Origin of the sequence: Hymenobacter cellulosivorans (assembly GCF_022919135.1) — a bacterium.
GTDB lineage: Bacteria > Bacteroidota > Bacteroidia > Cytophagales > Hymenobacteraceae > Hymenobacter > Hymenobacter cellulosivorans.
The window spans coordinates 70,069-88,758 of the sequence record NZ_CP095049.1 but is presented as its reverse complement, the minus strand read 5'-3'; the positions used below and the strand labels follow the sequence as shown (position 1 = coordinate 88,758).

General features: G+C 60.1%; 15 protein-coding genes and 1 riboswitch. Of the genes, 5 read left to right on the top strand and 10 right to left on the bottom strand.

Annotation, left to right across the window (positions count from 1 at the left end; genetic code table 11):
• Positions 1 to 21: 21 nt before the first annotated feature.
• The 9 genes from MUN80_RS00415 to MUN80_RS00375 all read right to left on the bottom strand — a co-directional run bounded on the left by MUN80_RS00415 (position 22) and on the right by MUN80_RS00375 (position 12,752).
• Complete coding sequence (locus MUN80_RS00415) at positions 22 to 1,410, bottom strand: peptidylprolyl isomerase (protein ID WP_244718214.1); 1,389 nt, start codon at positions 1,408 to 1,410, stop codon at positions 22 to 24.
• A 265-nt stretch (positions 1,411 to 1,675) separates the two neighbouring features.
• Complete coding sequence (locus MUN80_RS00410; RefSeq protein ID WP_244718212.1) at positions 1,676 to 3,976, bottom strand: peptidylprolyl isomerase; 2,301 nt, start codon at positions 3,974 to 3,976, stop codon at positions 1,676 to 1,678.
• Between the two features lie 170 nt (positions 3,977 to 4,146).
• Positions 4,147 to 4,560 (bottom strand): ATP-binding protein, encoded by a 414-nt coding sequence (locus MUN80_RS00405; RefSeq protein ID WP_244718209.1) that lies wholly within the window; start codon positions 4,558 to 4,560, stop codon positions 4,147 to 4,149.
• Positions 4,561 to 4,582: 22 nt separating this feature from the next.
• Entirely contained in the window at positions 4,583 to 4,912 is a 330-nt protein-coding gene (locus MUN80_RS00400) for an STAS domain-containing protein (protein ID WP_244718206.1), read from the bottom strand.
• A 14-nt stretch (positions 4,913 to 4,926) separates the two neighbouring features.
• On the bottom strand, positions 4,927 to 7,023 hold the full coding sequence (locus MUN80_RS00395; protein ID WP_244718203.1) for a PP2C family protein-serine/threonine phosphatase: 2,097 nt from the start codon (positions 7,021 to 7,023) through the stop codon (positions 4,927 to 4,929).
• A gap of 188 nt (positions 7,024 to 7,211) precedes the next feature.
• Complete coding sequence (guaB, locus tag MUN80_RS00390) at positions 7,212 to 8,684, bottom strand: IMP dehydrogenase (protein WP_244718200.1); 1,473 nt, start codon at positions 8,682 to 8,684, stop codon at positions 7,212 to 7,214.
• Positions 8,685 to 8,789: 105 nt separating this feature from the next.
• Complete coding sequence (locus MUN80_RS00385; RefSeq protein ID WP_244718197.1) at positions 8,790 to 9,557, bottom strand: DUF2490 domain-containing protein; 768 nt, start codon at positions 9,555 to 9,557, stop codon at positions 8,790 to 8,792.
• 243 nt (positions 9,558 to 9,800) lie between these two features.
• Positions 9,801 to 12,335, bottom strand: a complete 2,535-nt coding sequence (hrpB, locus tag MUN80_RS00380; protein ID WP_244718194.1) for an ATP-dependent helicase HrpB — start codon at positions 12,333 to 12,335, stop codon at positions 9,801 to 9,803.
• Between the two features lie 93 nt (positions 12,336 to 12,428).
• A complete protein-coding gene (locus MUN80_RS00375; protein ID WP_244718191.1) occupies positions 12,429 to 12,752 on the bottom strand; it encodes a rhodanese-like domain-containing protein in 324 nt (107 codons plus the stop codon).
• Positions 12,753 to 12,872: 120 nt separating this feature from the next.
• Here MUN80_RS00375 and pnuC point away from each other — a divergent pair, with 120 nt between their 5' ends.
• From pnuC to MUN80_RS00355, 4 genes are read left to right on the top strand one after another with little or no spacing between them, the layout of a single operon-like run.
• Positions 12,873 to 13,499, top strand: coding sequence for a nicotinamide riboside transporter PnuC (gene pnuC / locus MUN80_RS00370; RefSeq protein WP_244718188.1), 627 nt, complete (start codon positions 12,873 to 12,875; stop codon positions 13,497 to 13,499).
• Positions 13,499 to 14,047 carry an AAA family ATPase gene (locus tag MUN80_RS00365; protein WP_244718185.1) on the top strand — a complete coding sequence of 183 codons (549 nt, stop codon included), beginning with the start codon at positions 13,499 to 13,501 and terminating at the stop codon, positions 14,045 to 14,047. Before pnuC ends, MUN80_RS00365 begins: the two co-directional genes overlap by 1 nt.
• 22 nt (positions 14,048 to 14,069) lie before the next feature.
• Positions 14,070 to 14,957 (top strand): aldose 1-epimerase family protein, encoded by an 888-nt coding sequence (locus MUN80_RS00360; RefSeq protein WP_244718182.1) that lies wholly within the window; start codon positions 14,070 to 14,072, stop codon positions 14,955 to 14,957.
• Positions 14,958 to 14,968: 11 nt separating this feature from the next.
• Positions 14,969 to 15,385: a GNAT family N-acetyltransferase gene (locus MUN80_RS00355; RefSeq protein ID WP_244718180.1), complete on the top strand. Its 417-nt coding sequence runs from the start codon at positions 14,969 to 14,971 to the stop codon at positions 15,383 to 15,385.
• Positions 15,386 to 15,504: 119 nt separating this feature from the next.
• Here MUN80_RS00355 and MUN80_RS00350 read toward each other — a convergent pair whose 3' ends face one another.
• Positions 15,505 to 15,744 carry a hypothetical protein gene (locus MUN80_RS00350; protein WP_244718177.1) on the bottom strand — a complete coding sequence of 80 codons (240 nt, stop codon included), beginning with the start codon at positions 15,742 to 15,744 and terminating at the stop codon, positions 15,505 to 15,507.
• A gap of 205 nt (positions 15,745 to 15,949) precedes the next feature.
• Positions 15,950 to 16,058: riboswitch (TPP riboswitch) on the top strand.
• A 60-nt stretch (positions 16,059 to 16,118) separates the two neighbouring features.
• On the opposite strand from MUN80_RS00350, the gene MUN80_RS00345 reads away from it, so the two are divergent.
• Complete coding sequence (locus MUN80_RS00345) at positions 16,119 to 18,617, top strand: TonB-dependent receptor (RefSeq protein ID WP_244718174.1); 2,499 nt, start codon at positions 16,119 to 16,121, stop codon at positions 18,615 to 18,617.
• The last annotated feature ends 73 nt before the right edge of the window (positions 18,618 to 18,690 follow it).

Genomic DNA, 18,690 nt, shown 5'->3' with positions numbered 1-18,690 from the left:
ACCACTTCACCATTTCACCACTTAATAAACCGCGTCCAGTAGTTTGCAGTCGGCGTACTGCGGGTCGGCTTCGAGGTATACGGAGCCGCGGTTTTTAAGGAACCACTCGTCCAGCGCCTTGTTTTTCTTTTCGTTCAGGGCCGCCTGGGCAATTTTCTGGTAGTCGTCCTTCAGGTTGGCCTGGTGGGGCGGCGTGTTCGATTTAAGCCAGATAATGCGCATGGCATCCTTGCCATCGTCGGTGCGGTAGGGCAGGGGCGGGGTAATGTGGCCCACTTTCATCGTGTCGATGGTGAAGAAGATGGCCGGATCAAGCTTATCGAGGGGCAGGTAGTTGCCGCCATCCTGACGGTTGGCCAGCAAGCCGCCATTACCGCTGGTTGGCTTATCGTCCGACATTTCCTTGGCCGCCTTGGCAAACGAGATACTGTCGCCTAGGATGCGGCGGCGCAGCTTAGTCAGCTGCTTGGCTGCTTCGTTGACGTCGTTGCCACCCGCGGCGGGCTTGAGCAGAATGTGACGGGTGCTGTAGCTGTCGCCTTTGCGCTCAATGAGCTGAATCAGGTGAAAGCCGAACTGCGACTCCACGATGGGCGAAAGTTGACCGGGCTCCAGCTTCAGAGCGGCGGCTTCGTACTCGGGCACCAGCTCCCGGCGCTTGAAGAAGCCCAGGTAGCCGCCCTGCGACCCGGAGCCGGGGTCTTCAGAATATTGCTTGGCCAGGGTTTCGAAGCTTTCCCCACCCTGAATTCGGGCGCGGAGGTCGTTGAGCTTGGCAATGGTTTCCTGCTTGGCCTTGGGATTTACCTGCGCCAGCTTCACAATCTGGCCTACTTCTACCTCGGTAGAATAATAAGGCAGGCTGTCTTTGGGAATCCGGTTGAAGTACTGGCGTACCTCGCGCGGAGTCACGGTGACCTTACCGGCAATGGTTTCCTGCATCTTCTGCTGAATCAGCTGCTCTTTCACCTGGGGGCGCAGGTCGTCCTTGAGCTGCTTGAGGGGCTTGTTATAATACTCCTCCAGCTTTTTCTCAGAGCCAATCTGCTGCACGAAATAGGCCATGCGGCGGTCCAACTCATTCTTTACTTGGCTGTCCTCGACCACTACGGAGTCGGTTTCGGCCTTGGCCAGCATCAGCTTGTTGAGCACGATGCTTTGCAGGATTTTGCAGCGCAAATCGGGGGGCAAGGGCTTGCCCTGAGCCTGCTGCACCTGCTGGGCGTAGGCAATTTCCAGGTCGGAACGCAACACAATCTGGTTGTCGACCTTCACAATAATAGCATCCGCAATCTGCCGACCGACGGGGCGCCCAATGCCAAGCTGGGCGAAACTTGTACTAACGGTGCCGGCCAGCAAACCCATGCCAAGCAGGGCCACGCGGGCCGACGTACGAACGAATTGAATCATGGAATCGAAAAGAGTAATGCCCGCGGCAGCCGTGCGTGCTGCACTTGCCGGAGCCAGCCGACTTCTGAAACGCAGAAAGTCGCCCGTAAATTTCAACATAAATCCTTTCTCCGGCAAAAACAACGGTTTAGGTAGTCTTACGGGCCGGAAAGTAGCCTAAGGAGTCCGGCGGGGGCCGGGGCGTTGCATGAGCAGGGCCGGTAAAAAAGAAGCCCCGGCAACAACCGAGGCTTCTGTAACGAGTAGCGCCGGAAAACCAGGCGCCCTATTTAGTAACCAGCTTGTCGACTTCGGGCTGGTTGACTTTCACCGGGTACTGCTCACGCAGCTGCGAAATCCACTGCTTTTCCAGGAAGTTCTGGTAATCGGAAGTAGCTTGGCCACGGGCTTCGGCCAGCGTTTTGGGACCAGCGGGTAGCACCTTATCGATAGTTACGGCGTAGTAGCGCCCGTCTTTGTTAACGCTGTAAGTGCCGGGGCCTTTGCTCAGGAGCTCATCCACCACCTTGTTGTCGCCTTTCTGGAAGCTGCGCTGCTGAATCTGCACGGCCAGCGGGTTCTGCTCATTGAGGCTTTCCTCCAGAGCCGTGGGGTTGGTGCTGGTCAGGGCCAGTACGGCGGCGCCATCGGCAGTAGCGGTCTTGCTGGGCACCGTCGTGATGCGCCGTGCCAAGGCCCCTTTGGCTACCAGATACGATTTTACTTTGGCCGCACGTGAGGTTGCCAGGCTAGCGGCTTCCCCGCGCTTGGGGTGACCCGTAACTGTAAGAGTCAGGGTCGTGTCAGTGGCCAGGCGGTTGGCCAGGCGTTCCAGATTAAGCAGGGCCGCCTTGGGCATGGTCACTTTACCGGGCAGGAAGCTTACCGTTTGGGGCACTACGCGCTTTACTTCGTAGCGGCCGGACTTCAGCTGCGCCTGGGCTTGCTTGAGCAGCTCGGGCGTGGCCGCGCTGATAACGGTACCCTGCACGCGGGGCTCCCACTGGTACTTGCTCTGGTTCTCAGTAAAGAACTTCTGCAACCCTACCGAGTCCTCAATGGCCTTTGACCACACCTTTTCGTCCATGAGCTGGAACAGCAGAATACCGTCGCGGTACTCTTTCACGAGCATGCGGTAGTCTTCGTACTTGGTTTCCAGGTTAGCCTTTTCAAAGTCGGTCAGCGTCTGGTCGACGTACTGGTCGTAGAGCTGCTGCATGCTGAACTTGGGGTCAGCTCCGGCCTTGGCGCGCTGGTTTTGCTGCACGTACGTCAGGAAATCCTTGGCCAGATATGGCTTGCCCTTGATGGTAAACAGTGGCGTGTTGTCGCCTACGGTCTTGCTGGCCTTGGCTGGTGCAGCCGGAGCTGTGTATTTGAAGCGGCCGTTAACCAGGGACGTATCGGCCTTGGCAAACACAAAATCCTTACTGGCTTTATTCTCGGTAAACTGGTTTTCGGTCCGAATCCGCTTCAGGAAAGCGGCGCGGTTGAGCTCCGAGCGGGAGTCTTTCGACACCTTGCTTTTCAGCGACGCCTCCATGTCCTCGAACTTGGGCACGGGCTGCTTCTCAATCAGCTTGATGATGTGCCAGCCGTAGGGCGTCTGCACGGGCACCGACAAATCGCCGGAGTTCTTGAGGCGGAAAGCGGCTTCCTCAAAAGACGGAATCATGCGGCCGGTGCCGAAGGGTGGCAGCTCGCCACCATTGGCCGCCGAGCCGGCATCTTCCGAAAACTGGGCTACCAACTTGTCCCAGGGCTCCTTACGCTGCAGGCGGCTGTAGATTTCGTCGATTTTCTTCTTGGCCGTCACCGAGTCGGCTTTGGGCATGTTGGGCGTAGCCCGAATCATGAGGTGGGCCACTTTGATTTCGCCCTGGGCCGTGCGCACATCATTCACCTTGATGATGTGGTAGCCAAAGCGGGTGCGCACCGGCTGCGATACTTCGCCCACCTTGGTGCGGTACGCGGCCGACTCAAACGGGTACACCATCTGCATAGCCGTGAAATAACCCAGTTTGCCGCCATTATCGCGGGCCGAAGGGTCTTCCGACGTCTGGGCTGCAACCTGGTTGAAGTCCTCGCCACCGGTCACGCGCTGGCGTAGGGCCATGATCTTGTTGTAGGCCGTCAGCGTATCGGCTGGAGCCGCGTCGGGAGCCAGGCGAATCAGGATGTGAGAAGCGCTTACCTCTTTGCTCATCCGGTCGTAGGCTTCGCGCACCAGCTGGTCAGTAACGCTTTTTTCCGTTAGGTAGGGCTGAGCTAGCTGCTGCTTATAGCCTTCCAACTCGCGCTTAAAAGCCTGGGTGGTGTCGAGGCCGCGCTGCTCAGCTTCCAGCACTTTAAGCTTGAAGTTGGTGTACAGGTCCAGGTATTCCTGGACGCTGGCCCGGGTGCCAAACTCGGGCGCGGTACCGTTGTTCTTGCGATACACATAGGCAAACTCCCCAGCGGGCACCTCGTGGGTGCCGAGCGTTTCGATAACGGGTTGTTTGGCGGTGGTAACTGATTTGGTAGTCTGGCAGCCAGCGGCCAGCAGTGCAGCGGCCAGCGGGCCGGCGTACAAAATGCGTTTGTGCATACAATAAGTAAGATACTACAAAGCGTACAGCCATCGAAACTCGGTAGGATGGAAGGCTGACTGACGCAATTTTACGCATTTTTTTCGGCCCGCCGCTGCCAAGCTAAGTCGGCTGTGGGCATAAAAAAAGCCCTTCCGATGGGAAGGGCTTTTTCGATTGGGTTTGGGGCTTACCCAAGGCGTTTGTAGAGGCGACACACATTGTGGGTACCGGTGGTGGTAAACTCGACGCGGTCCATGATGCGGTTCACCAGTGTCATGCCCACACCGCCTTTTTTCCCGATGCGGATGTGCTCCTGCAAATCTGGCTCCTTGTACAAGGAAGGCTGGTAGGACGAGTTGCTGTCGTCTTCAATTTCGATTTCGAAGACCTGATGCTCTATCGTTATGCGCAGGTCCAGGAACTGGGATTCGTCTTCGTGGTTGGCATGAATAATCAGGTTGGCCACTACTTCATCGACGGCCAGAATGATCTGGTTAAGCTGCAAGTCCGACAGGCCGTAAGCAGCCAGATAGCTGCTTACAAAATCGCGCACCACCTTGAGGTTGTGGCGGCTACAACTGATGCGGATTGCGTTTTTCATTCCCTCCTGTACCCCTTGAAGCTTAAATGGCGGTGGCTTCGGCCTCGGAAGGCACAATAGTCATCAAAGCGTCCAAGCCCAGAATTTCGAAAACGTTGTGGACTTTTTCCTGCATGTTGAAGAATACCAACTTCACGTTGGCATCCTGAAAACGCTGCAAGTGGGAAATAAATACCCCCAGACCCGCTGACGAAATATAGTTGAGGCGCTGACAATCAATGAGCACCTTTTTATAGTCGAGTACTTCGGGCTTGGTCAGTTCCGTATCGAGCAAGACGGAAGAGCTGGCATCTAGTTCTCCGTCGAGGCTGAGCGTGAGGGTATTCTCGGTAGTGTGTTGATTAATTTTCATGCCTCCACTGTACGTTAGATTGTTGCTTCTGGTTGAGCTGCCTTAAACTTGATAACCAGTAGCGTCTGGTCGTCGTGCATGGGCTGGCCCTTGCTGAACTCGTTGAGGTCGTCCAGAATATGCTGTTTGATTTCGTTGGCCTCCAGGTAGTACGTGTGTTCGAGTTGCTGCTTGAGCCGCTCTTCGCCGTATTCCTCCTGGTTGGCTCCCCGTGCTTCTACGATACCATCGGTATAAATGACCATCACGTCGCCGGGATTGTAGTCGTAGAACTGGTTTTTAATGTGCTTTTCGTACGAGTCGTTCCGGATAATGCCCAGTCCCAGGCCCGCGGTGTGGAAGTACGATACTTCCTCCTTGATGGAGTGGTAGTACAGCGTGTGGCAGTGGCCGGCCCGGGCAAAGACGAAGCCTCCATGCTCATAGTCAATGATGTAGAGCGAGGCTGTGATGAACGACGACTTTTCCAAGCAGTGGGTCAGCGCCCGGTTGGCCATCGACATGAACTTGCTGGGCACCGGAAACTTCTCCCGGTCATCCTTGGCCAAGGGGTTTTCCTGCATCAGCGCGTGGAAAATACCCTTCATCTGGGCCATGTGGAAGGCCGCCGTAATGCCCTTGCCCGATACGTCGCCGATGAGAATGGCGAGGCGCTTGCCGGGTAGGTGCAGGAAGTCGTAGAAGTCGCCGCCCACTTCCTTGGCCGCCAATGCGTGGGAGCCGATTTCAAACCAGTTGTCGATGGGCAGGTCCTTAGGAATCAGGCTGTCCTGCACCGAGGAGGCAATTTTGAGCTCTTCCTTTACCCGCTCGTTCTGTAGGGAAGCGGCCACCAGCTGCAAGTTCTCGATGCTGAGTACCGTTTGGCTGGTGAAAGTTTGCAGGATGCCCAGGTTTTCGCGGTCAAAGCTTTGGCGCTGCTCCTTGAGCATGTAGAGGGCCCCGTAATGGCGTTTGGCCGAGCGCATCGGCATCACAATCAGGGAGCCGTAAGGCAGCTCCAGGCCACGGAAGCCGCTGCTATTGGCCAAATCGTTGTTGAGGTACTCAATCTGACCCAGGTTGTAGTCGGTGAGCAGGGTACGGATGGCCGCTACGTGCTCCTCACTAATCTGATAACGCTGGCCTACCTGTAGCTGTCCGTCGTTTTCCACATCGAGCCAAGCGGCATCGGCCCCTACCGTCTGAATAGCGGCCTCAAACAGCATCTGGTAGACTTCTTGCTCGGTTTGACCTTTCTGAATGAGCTGGGTAAGGCGCTGCAGGCTCAGGATTTCGTCGCGCTTCTGCTCAAATACGCCCGCCGTGGGCAAGTTGAAGAACGTTACCAGCAGGCCGGTCAGGGAATAGAACCCGGCAAAGAAGACGGTAAGCAGCAGAAAAGCGTGCTGAGGTTCGGGTGCCACGATCTTGGAGTCCTGGGCGATGCGCAGGAAGTACATCGTGAAAATGCCCAGGCACAGCAGCAAGGCCAACTGCAGAAACACTACTTCCCACTTCTGGCGACGATTCAGATACGCCACCCACTTCTGATTGCCACTCAGATACACCCCGTATACGGCCAGGCCACCCAGAATAAAGTAGGCGGCTGGCAAAGGTGGAGTCCAGGAAAACAGGCGGAACAGCAACGTGCCGCCGAGCAGCAGCTCAAACCACAGCCAGGAATGGCGCAGGCGGGCCGAGGAGCGGAACAGCACCAAGGAGCGCCAGCAATAATTAGTATACGCCAGAAAAATGACGAACAGTGCCAGGTTAATGGTGTAAACGCTGGCAAAAAGCAGCCGGTCGGCACTGGGCCGCTCATACTGGATAAACCGCTCCAGCAGATGCAACACCACGCACACCGTCGCCAGTAGACCCGGGCCCAGCACCAAGCGCCGTAGCAAGCCCACAAAGTCGGTGCCGCGCAAGGGATCCGGACGGCTGCGCTGGTACACAAACACGCCGGCCACGAAAGCAGCCTGCGCCAGCAGCGTAACCCATCGCGGGAAAAAGCCGAAAAGGTCTGCTGCTTCCGGACTGGCGTGCACCAGCGTACTGATAAGCAGTATCAGCCAGCTCAGCACGGTGAAGGGCAATACAATAGCTTTCAGCTTCTGTCGGAAGGGCATGAAAATGAGTAAAATACTAACGGCGGCGCGAAAGAAACCCCACCGGGATATAGGCGCAAGATACAGCCTGATTCGCAAATAAGCCGGAATGCCCGGCCATGGGCACGGTACCGGTACGAAATTGCGAAAAAAGAGGCCAACTGCCCAGTAGGACAATTGGCCTCTTATACAATATTCTGCCGGAAAGGTTAGCGGCTGCTGTAGTTGGGCGCTTCGCGGGTTATCTGCACATCGTGGGGGTGACTTTCACGCAAGCCAGCTCCGGTAATACGCACCATCTGAGCTTGCTGCAGGTCTTCGATAGTAGCGGCTCCACAATACCCCATGCCGGCCCGCAAACCGCCGGCCAGCTGGTAAAGCACCTCCCCGGCCCCGCCCTTGAACGGCACCCGGCCCACAATGCCTTCCGGTACCAGCTTTTTCACGTCGTCTTCGGCATCCTGGAAGTATCGGTCCTTGGAGCCTTCCTCCATGGCTTCCACCGAGCCCATACCGCGGTACGACTTGTACTTGCGGCCCTCGTAAAGCGTTACTTCACCGGGCGCTTCCTCGGTGCCGGCCAGCAGCGAGCCCACCATGATGGTAGAGGCTCCGCCCGCCAGGGCTTTTACCGCGTCGCCGCTGAATTTTACGCCACCGTCGGCAATGAGCGGTACGCCGGTACCTTCCAGGCCGCGGGCTGCTTCCATCACGGCCGAAAGCTGGGGTACGCCAATACCGGCAATGATACGAGTGGTGCAGATGGAGCCCGGACCTACGCCTACTTTCACAGCGTCGGCACCGGCATCGGCCAGGGCGCGGGCCCCTTCGGCGGTAGCTACGTTGCCGGCAATTACCTCCAGCTTGGGAAATTTATTCTTAATGCTACGCACCGCATCAAGCACACCTTTGCTGTGGCCATGAGCCGTATCGACGCTTACTACATCGACGCCGGCTTCTACCAGGGCGGCAACGCGGTCCAGCAAATCGGGGGTTACGCCGACGGCGGCCCCGACGCGCAGGCGGCCGAATTCGTCTTTGCAGGCGTTGGGGCTGCGGCGGCGCTTCCGGATATCGCGGTAGGTGATGAGGCCCACCAGGCGGCCTTCGGTGTCGACTACGGGCAGCTTTTCTACTTTTGAATCTTGCAGAATCTCTTCGGCGTGGGCCAGTTCGGTGCCGGCCGTGGCCGTTACCAGCTTGTCCTTGGTCATCACCTCCGAAACCGAGCGGTCCATGTCTTTCTCGAAGCGCAGGTCGCGGTTGGTCAGAATTCCCTTGAGGCGGCGCTGGCCGTCTACAATCGGAATACCGCCGATTTTATTGTCGCGCATCAGGCGCTTGGCGTCGCCGAGGGAGGCGGTTTCTTCCAGGGTAAACGGATCCAGGATCATCCCGCTTTCCGAGCGTTTCACGCGCCGCACCAGTTCGGCCTGGGCCTTGATGCTCATGTTCTTGTGAATGATGCCGATACCGCCTTCCTGGGCCATGGCAATGGCCATTTCGGCTTCGGTCACGGTATCCATGGCGGCCGAGACGAACGGCAGCTTCAGGCGGATGTTGCGGGTAAGCTGGGAGCTGGGGTCCGCGTCGCGGGGCAATACCTCCGAATAGGCAGGTAATAGCAGGACGTCGTCGTAGGTAAGGGCCTCGAAGGCAATTTTGGGCAGCGCGTTGGCCATGGCAATAAGATGATTAGGTACCGCTTATTGCCGGGTAAAACTACGACGAAAAATCGGGTAAGTCGGTGTTAAGGTTTTATAACCCCTGACTTTTAGCTTATGGCCTTACTTTGCCTCAGCCTCTTTAGCCGCCGCCACCAAGGCCAGGGGCCGGAAATCCGGGTTGAATTTCAAGCCTACCTGCACTGAATGAGTATTACCAAAGCGGCCGATGCTAGCGGAAGAGGCAAGCTGGTTCTGGTAGCCGAGTTCCAGCGCCAGCGACTTCATCACCTGATAGCCAAGTGCGGCATACGCCCGGTTCTGGTCGAAAATGCCGTGTTCCACGTTGCGGCCAAAGCCCAAAAACAGCTCATTGGCCGCGACGATGTAGGCCCCGCTGGACGTGAGTACGGGCCCCGACAGCGGGTAAAGCATCCGCAGTTGATAACGGATCCGGTTGACATATACCGGTGCGGCCCCATCGGCCAGCTGCACCCAGCGCTGCTCCAGGCGGTAACGGTGCTGAAGCTGCAGGCGGTCCTGCAAGTCATTCAGCAGTAACTGCTGGTAAACCCGGTGCTCGGGCAACAAAGTGGCGGTTGGAACGTCGTTGTTGTCAGTAGTAAGCAGCAGGGCGTAGCCAGAGGAGAGCTGCAGTGCCGCCGTGGCGTGGTAGGTAACACCCAGCCGCAACACGTTTTGGTGCGGGGTCCCAACGCCTTTCGCCTGCCGCCACTGCGCTTCAAGGTGACTGCCCCAACGGTCCGTGAGGCGGGCATCGCTGCTTAGGTTCAGCCAAAGAGCACTGGTCAGGGGCCGGCTTTTGCCCAGCGTCGAGCTTTGTGCCCACCCCCCCAGGGCCCCCAGCAGTAGCAGGACAGTCAAAAACAAACTACGAGTACAGGTAACAAGCATAAGCTAATGTTACGCAATTGTTACCCGTATTACCAAATTGTTACGATTGTATTTAAGCCTAAATAGCAAATGATAACATTGGCCTTTGGAAATTGAGGCTGAAAGGACGGGAATTAAGCTTAAGGACTCTGTCTGGCGCTGTTAACCTAGGGATGAACTCTGTGATGGACTTGTCGAGCTCTGCTCCGCCAAGCTTAGACTACAGGAAGCAGTTGGACTTTAACCGGGCCGCTTCTTCGTGCCGCGGGTAGCCGGAGCTTCCAACGGGTTGTCGGGCCAATGGTGCTTGGGGTAGCGCCCGCGCAGATCTTTGCGCACCTCGAAGTAGCCCGTGGTCCAGAAGCTGCGCAGGTCGCGTGTGACTTGCACCGGCCGCCGGGCCGGCGACAACAGGTGCATCGTCAGCGGCACCCGACCCTGTCCAACGGTGGGTGTATCGAGCAGGCCAAATACTTCCTGCAGACGTACGGCTAGCACGGGCGCCTCGGGGTTGGAGTAGTCCAGCGTAATATTTGAGCCGCTGGGTACGGTGCAATGAGCTGGCGCTAGCCGATTTAAGTCCTGCTGTTGGGCCCAGCCGCCGGGCAGCCAGTTGAGCAACGCCTCACCAAGTGGCAGGCGGTTGACCTCGGCCATGGTGCGCACCCCGTCCAGGTAAGGGCCCAGCCAGTCGGACAATGCTGCCAGCAAGGCCTCATCCGACACATCGGGCCACTCGGTCGGGGAAAGGTGGTGGGCAAAGGCTAGCCGCTCCCGGGTGTGCTGGGCTTCGTCGGTCCAGGGCAGGCGGGCTATGCCACCCTGGCGCAACCCGTCGAGCAAGGCTGTGGCTACGGCTTCGGGAGTTGGTTGGGGCAAGGCCGTTTCGGCCAGGGTAATGGCCCCGAGGCGGCGGATGCGACGGGCCATAACGCGCCCGGCCGCGGCATCCCAGCGTACTTCTTCCATGGTTTCGATGAGGTCCCGGAAATGCTGCTCCAGCTCCTCCCGCTCGATGGGTGCGGCCAGGGCCGCCCGCGGGGCGTGGGGCGGACCATCCAGGTGAGCCACGCCAAAATAGGTAGTGCCCGGACTAAAATGCTCGGCTGGCAGGGCGGCGCGCTGCCCGGTAATGAGGCGCACCCGCTCGGGCGTTTCGCGCTGGGCCAGCCGGTCGGGGTACGCTAGGCCGGCCAGTAGCCCAGCCACGTCGGCGTCCAAAGCCGTGTCGCGGACATGGGCCCGGTTGCGGAGCACGGCGGCGGCTTCACGTACACGGCGTACGGCACCGGCATCGGGCGAGAGGCCAGGTAGCGGGGCGCGGCCGGTGCTAAGAGCTTCCAGGCGCAGGCGCAAATCGGGCGGGGCTGGGGTGCCATCGGCAAGGCGTAGGATGTCACGCTCGGTCAGTAGGGCCGCCAAAGCGCAGGCCGTAGCGCCGTGACCCACTTCTTTACCCCGAATGACTAGATGGCCCAGGCGCGGAATCAAGCCCAGGCCCGCCAGCGTGCGGCCGTGGGGTGTGGGCTGGCCTTCTGTTGTCAAAGCTCCGAGCCGCACGAGCAAGTCCCGGGCCTGAGCCAGGGCGGCGGCGGGTGGGGCATCGAGCCAGCGCAGTGTAGCCGGGTCCTGGGTGCCCCACAAAGCCAATTCGAGGGCCAAGCCGCTGAGGTCGGCCGTCAGGATTTCGGGCGGCAGGTGGTGGGGACGCTGAGCGTGTTCGGCTTCGGTCCAGAGGCGGTAGCAGGTGCCCGGACCCAGGCGGCCCGCCCGGCCTCGGCGCTGGTCGGCGGCGGCCTGGCTCACGGGTACCGTGGCTAGGGTGGTCAGGCCAGTGCGGGGCTCAAACTGTGGCACCCGGGCGTAGCCGCCATCCACCACAATCTGCACGCCCTCGATAGTCAGGCTGGTTTCGGCAATGCTGGTGGCCAGTACCACTTTGCGGCGGCCTTGCGGGGCGGGGCGCAGGGCTGCGTCCTGCTGTTCGGCCGGCAGCTCGCCGTGCAGCACGTGAATATCAATGGATGGTGCTACGGCTCCGGCTAGTTTGTCGGCGGTACGGCGCTGGTCGGCTAGGCCGGGCAGAAACACCAGCACGTCGCCCTCGGCATGTTTGCTCAGGGCTTCCCGCACCAGGGCTGGGGTCAAGTCGGCCAGCCGCTCGTAGGGCCGGCTACCGGCTGCCGCTACCCGGGCGGGTGGCAGGTAGTGCGTGCCTACCGGGTGCTGCAAACCCGCGCTACGCACGACGGGCGCTTTGAGCCAGTTGCCCAGCCGCTCGGCTTCCAGCGTGGCACTCATGATGAGCAGGCGCAAATCGGGGCGGAGCACGGCCTGGGCGTCGAGGGCCAGGGCCAGGCCCAGGTCGGCTTGCAGGCTCCGCTCATGAAATTCGTCGAAGAGCACGGCCGCTACGCCTTCCAGGGCGGGGTCGTCCTGCAGCATCCGGGTCAGGATAACCTCAGTGGCGACTTCAATGCGGGTCTGGGCCGAAACCCGGCTTTCCAGGCGCACCCGGTAGCCCACCGTTTGGCCTACCGGCTCCCCCAAAATGCTGGCCATGCGGGCAGCAGCCGCGCGGGCCGCCAGGCGGCGCGGTTCCAGCACGATGATGCGGCCGGTGGGCGGCATCCAGTCGGCTTCGAGCAGGGCCAGAGGCACCACGGTGGTTTTGCCAGCCCCGGGCGGGGCCTGCAGCACGGCGCAGTTGGTGGCGGCCAGCGTGGTCAGCAGCTCAGGCAGAGCCGCGCATATGGGGAGGTCGGGCAGGCGCAAACGGGGAACTAGTGAGATGGTGAAATGGTGAGTTTGCTGTTTTGATATTGTGGACGGCCCTCACCATTTCACCATCTCACTAGTTCACTAAAATCAATACACCGGCACCGTGGGGTCGACGCGCACGGACCAGGCGTGAATGCCGCCGCGCAGGTTGAGCAGATTGGTCAGGCCGTGACGGTGCTGCAAAAACGACAAAGCCTGGGCCGAACGGACGCCGTGGTGACAAATCAGCACCACGGGCTGGTCGGTGGGCACCTCTTCCCAGCGCCGGACAAGTTCGCCCAGCGGCAGGAGCTGGCTGCCTGAAATCTGGCAGTACTCGAATTCCATGGGCTCCCGGACGTCGAGCAGGTGCAGGGCCTGGCCTTGCTGCAGGCGGGCGTGCAGATCTTCGGGGGTAATTTCGGGGAGCATAGTTTCGGCCGGCAAAAGTGAGAGGAGCCCGTAAAATTAGCGGGTGACTGGTTAGCTTTGGCCTCTGCCAGGCCCGCGGGTCCGGATTAAACCTGAATTTGCCGTCAACGTTTCTGCTCTTTGCTACATTCCCTCTACGAGTTCTGGACTTCTGCCGCGGGCAACTCGCCGCTGGAATGGGTGGCCGTCATTACCGGATTTGCCTGCGTGTGGCTGGCGGCCCGCGAGTCGCTCTGGAACTTCCCGGTGGCCATTTTCAGCTGCCTGCTCTTCGCCGTGGTGTATTTCCGCGGCAAGCTTTATTCCGATAGTATTCTGCAGGGCTTCTTCATCCTGATGAGTATTTACGGCTGGTACGAGTGGCTGCACGGCGGCAAGCAAGACACGGCCCTGGTCGTGACGCGCACCCGGCCCTGGGAGTGGGTGGTGGTGGTAGTCGGCGTGGTCGTTTTTACCCTGGGCTTCGGCTACTACCTGCAGCACCACACCGACGCGGCCGTGCCGCACTGGGACAGTTTTACCACCGCTGGCAGCTTGGCCGCCCAGTATCTGCTGACCCGTAAGCGGCTCGAAAACTGGCTGATCTGGATTGTGGTCGACCTGATTTACGTGCCGATTCTGTGGTATAAGCAGCTCTACCCGACCAGCGGGCTGTACGCCGTTTACCTGATTCTGGCCGCCTATGGCTACGTGGAGTGGCGCCGGGCCGCCCGCGCAGCAGCCGCCACCGAAACCCCCGTTGTCTGATGCTGCGCGTAGCTCTCACCGGCCCCGAATCGACGGGCAAAACTACGCTCAGCCGCCAGCTGGCCGACTATTACCACACTACCTGGGCCCCGGAATACGCCCGCGAGTACCTGGAAACGCACGGCCCTAGCTACACGCTCGAAGATCTGGAAATCATTGCCCGCGGGCAGGTGGCCGCTGAGGAAGCCGCGGCGGCCCAGGCGAACCGCGTGATGTTCTGCGACACGGATTTGCTGGTCATCAAGGTCTGGTCGGAGCACGCGTTTGGGCAGTGCCCGGAGTGGGTTAAGCAGCGCATCGAGCAGCAGCGCTACGACCTGGTACTCTTGCTGGGCGTGGACATTCCCTGGGAAGCCGATCCGCTACGGGAGCATCCGCACCACCGGCAGTACTTCTACTCAATTTATCAGGCCGAGCTCAACAGCCGCATGTCGAACTACGCCGAAATCAGTGGTACGCCCGAGCAGCGGCTAGAACAGGCTTGCTTTTTCGTGGATGCCCTGCTGGCCGACCCCAAACCGGCTTCGGCTCGTACTGGGTTACCGTAAGCTTGATTAACCAGCCCGATTCATGAACTACACGCTCGAAAACGACCAGTGCCGCGTTACGGTAAATAGCTCCGGCGCCGAGCTCAGCAGCCTGGTGCGCAAAGACCTGCCCGAAATTGCCAACCTGGAATACCTCTGGCAAGCTGACCCGGCCGTGTGGGGCCGACACGCTCCGGTACTCTTCCCGATTGTGGGCCGCCTGCCCGAGGACACGTATCTGCACCAGGGCCAGCAGTACAGTTTGCCCCAGCACGGCTTTGCCCGGGACCGGGAGTTTACGTTGGTCGAGCAAACTGCGGAGGAGCTGACCTTTGAGCTGCAAGCCGATGAGGCCAGTCGGGCCGTGTACCCATTCGAGTTCGTGTTGCGCATTAGCTACCAGTTGCGCGGGTTGCAGCTCACGGTGGGCTGGCACGTGCAGAACCCTGATTCGGCCCAGGAGCTGCTATTCAGTATCGGGGCTCACCCGGCCTTCCGCTGCCCGCTGATGCCGGAGGAGAAGTTTGAGGACTACTTCTTCCACTTCGACCACCCCGTGACCCTGGACCGCCACCTGTTGCAGGGCGGCTTGCTCAGCGGACAGACCGCGCCTGTGCTGCACGAGGAAACCGAAATGCCGCTAACCTACGAGCTGTTTGCCCAGGATGCCTTAGTATTTAAGCACTTCGACTTCACCCACGTCACGCTGCGCAGCTTCGCCTCCGACCGGGCCGTGCGCCTGCGCTTCGACGGATTCCCCTTCTTAGGCCTCTGGACGAAAGAAAAGGGCGCTCCGTTCGTGTGCGTGGAACCCTGGCAGGGTATTGCCGGCTCGGTAGGTGCTCCGGTGGAGCTGGCCGATAAGGAAGGCATTCTGAGCCTGGCGTCCGGCCAAACGTACTCGGCCCAGTATTCCATTGCCATTACCTAAGGCCCGGACGAATGCGTATCCCCGTAGAAATCCGCCGCATCACCCCCGAGCAGACGTATGTGCTGCGCCACGCGGTGCTCTGGCCGGATAAGCCCCTGGACTATGTTAAGGTCGAAAATGACGCCGCCGGCCACCACTTCGGCGCTTTCTGCGGGCAGGAATTGGTATCGGTTATTTCCCTGTTTGTGGAGGAAAAGCAGGCCCGCTTCCGCAAGTTTGCCACCGCGCCTGAGTGGCAGAAGCAGGGCATCGGCTCCCAACTATTGCAGCGCGTCATCGAGGAAGCCCGGCAGCTCGGGGCCAGCGCGTTGTGGTGCGACGCCCGTCAGGATGCGGCGGCCTTTTACCGGCGCTTTGGTATGACGGGGGAGGAGCCCGTGTTTTACAAGGGGGATATTCCCTACCAGCGTATGAGCGTCGGACTGTAGTCTGGCCTATTTGTAACAGCACGAAAAAGCGGCCTTTTCGCCTGCCAGCTTCCGGTATCAGCCACGATTAGCCGGAAGCAGCAAGGCAAAAAGGCCGCTTTGATTCTGTATAAGCCGCGCTAAAAGGTAATTGTTTCCAGGGGGCGCACCGGCGTGCTGGGCCGGCCGTAGTCGGGCTCCCAGTCGTTGATGGGCCGGGAGATGCCCGGCGGCAGGTCGAGGTCCGGCAGGCCGTCGTCGAGCGGCTCACCGCCGTCGTCGTCGCCGTCGGTGTAGGGTGGGTGCTGGGAGCGTTGGCGCGGGGCCAGAATGAAGTAAGCCAAAACGGCAACCACGAGCGTGTAGATAAGACTGATCATGGCAGCAACTGCTAAAAGACGACGGAAACAAACAAAGGGAAGCCGACGGGCTTTATCACGCTAACGAGGCGGGCGGGGCGGATGTTTTGGGATACCACAATTTTTCCGCCTACTGGTTAGCCAGCCTAATATAGTTGATTGTCAAGCGAAAGTAAAGCGCAAATCTTCTGATTTGGAACTCCTTGCCGGGGGCTCTAGCTTTGCACCATAGTTTTAGGGGTGCCCTACCAGCGGCTTGCTGCCGTGGGGCTGAGATCATACCCATTGAACCTGCCCGGGTAATGCCGGCGAAGGGAACAAACGATCCACGAACGTGAAAACCTGCTGTGCCGACCCCTGGCGCCGGGCCCGTTCCACTTTTCTTTTACCAATCCTTGAAAAATTTATTGGTTTTGGGTGGTGCCGTGCTGGCGCTTCCCTTGCTCGCGCCCCGGGCTGCCTGGGCCCAGGGCCCCGTGGCCGGCACTATAACCGATGCCCGCACCGGCACCGCCCTGCCCGGCGCCACCGTGCTGCTCGACGGGGCAGTAGTGGGCGTAACGGATGCCAGCGGTATGTTTGCCTTACCCGCTGTGCCGGCCGGCTCCCATGAGCTGCGTATTACCTTTCTGGGCTACGACGCCTTGCGCCAGCCAGTGCAGGGCCAGCCCACGGAGCAGCGCTTGGCGCTGGGGCTACGTTCGGGCGGCATCCTGACGGGTGAGGCGCTGGTAACGGCCAGCCGGGCCAACGACCGCACCGCCACGGCCTATACCAACGTGAGCCGGGAGGACCTGGCCAAGCGCAACTTCGGCCAGGACATTCCCTACCTGCTCGACCAGACGCCCTCGGTAGTGGTAACTTCCGATGCCGGAGCGGGCGTGGGCTACACCGACATCCGTATCCGGGGCACCAGCAACACGGGGATCAACATGACCATCAACGGGGTGCCGCTGAACGATGCGGAGTCGCACGGCTCGTTCCTGGTGAACCTGCCCGATCTGGCTTCGTCCATCAGCAGCCTGCAGGTGCAGCGCGGGGTGGGCACCAGCCAGAACGGCGGTGCGGCTTTCGGGGCCAGCATCAACATCTCCACGATGGAGAACCGGACCGAGGCCTACGGGGAAACCCAGAATAGCTTCGGCTCCTTCAACACCTGGAAAAACACCGTGCAGTTTGGCACCGGTCTGCTAGGCCAGCATTTCACCATCGACGGCCGCCTCTCGCGCATCGCCACCGACGGCTACCTGAACCGGGCCTCGTCGGACCTGAAGTCGTACTACCTCTCGGCGGGCTACCAGGCCAAGAATACGCTGCTCAAGTTTATTACCTTCTCGGGCCGGGAGAAAACCTACCAGGCCTGGAACGGCGTGCCCGAGCCGCTGATTACCGGTGACCGGAAATTGCTCCAGCAGTTTATCGACAACGGCGAGCTGAGCGAGGCCGATGCCGCCCGGGGCCTGCAGGAAGGCCGGCGCTACAGCTACTACACCTACGACAACCAGACCGACAACTACCAGCAGAACCACTACCAGCTCCACCTTTCGCAGGGCCTGGGCCAAGACTGGAATGTGGGGGCCGCCCTGCACCTGACGCGCGGCTTTGGGTACTACGAAAGTTACCGGGCGCGTCGCAAATTCGCCGACTATAACCTGCAGAACGTAGTAATTGGTGGGGATACGCTTACGCGCACTAACCTGATTGACCAGAAGTGGCTCGACAACTACTTCTACGGCGGCACCTTTGCCCTGAACTACCAGCCCCGCAACAACGATAAGCTGCAAGCCACCTTGGGTGGAGCCTGGAATCAGTTTGTCAACGACCATTACGGCGAGGTAATTTGGGCGCAGTATGCTTCCAACGGCAATATCCGCCACCGCTATTACTTCAACGATGCCCGCAAAACCGACTTCAACGCCTACGCCCGGGCTACCTGGCAGGTGCTGCCCCAACTAGGCGTGTACGGCGACTTACAGGTACGCCGCATCAAGTATGGCATCGACGGGTTGGAGGCGCAGAACCGTGACGTGACAACCCACGAGCGGTACCTGTTCGTCAATCCCAAGGCCGGGGCCACCTTTACCCTGGCCGAAGGGCAGCAGCTCTACGCCAGCTACGCCCGCGGGCAGCGGGAGCCGGTGCGCTCCGACTTTACCGACCGGCCCGCCGGCCAGCCCCGCGCCCAGGCTGAGCGGCTCAACGATTTTGAGGGCGGCTACCGCCTCACGCGCGCCAACAGCACCCTGCTGGGCCCCCAAACGACGCTGCGCCTGGAAGCCAACTACTTCTACATGCAGTACCGCAACCAGCTCGTGGCCACCGGCCGCCTCGACTCGGTGGGCAATGCCCTGCGCACCAACGTGGACCGCAGCTACCGCACCGGCCTGGAGCTGACGGGCTTTGCCTCCATGAACGATAAGCTCAGCCTCAGCTCTACGCTCACGCTCAGTCGCAACCGGATTCAGGGGTTCCGGGAGGTGATTTACGACGCCAACTACCTGCCCGTAACCGCCGCCGAGGCCCGCACGACAACTATTTCCTACTCGCCCTCGGTGGTGTCGGCGCATACGCTGGAAGGCCAGCCACTCAAAGGCCTGCGCCTGGCGTTGCTCTACAAAACCGTCAGTGAGCAGTTTCTGGATAACACCGCCAGTGCCGCCAAGCGCATCGCACCTTATCAGGTGCTGGACTTCCGGGTGCGCTACAGCATCCGGCCGGTATTTGTGAAGGAAATCGAGCTGGGCCTGCTGGTCAACAACGTGCTCAACCGCAAGTACGTGGCCAACGGCTACACCTACGGCTACCCCGGTGCCGACGGCAACCCGCAGATCTTCAACTTCTACTTCCCCCAGGCCACCCGCAACTTCCTGGCCTCGGTTGGCGTGAAGTTCTAAGGTGCGCAGGTAGAACCCGGGTCATTGCAAGGAGGAACGACATTCCGCGCATCAAGCGGCGGCTATCCGTCCT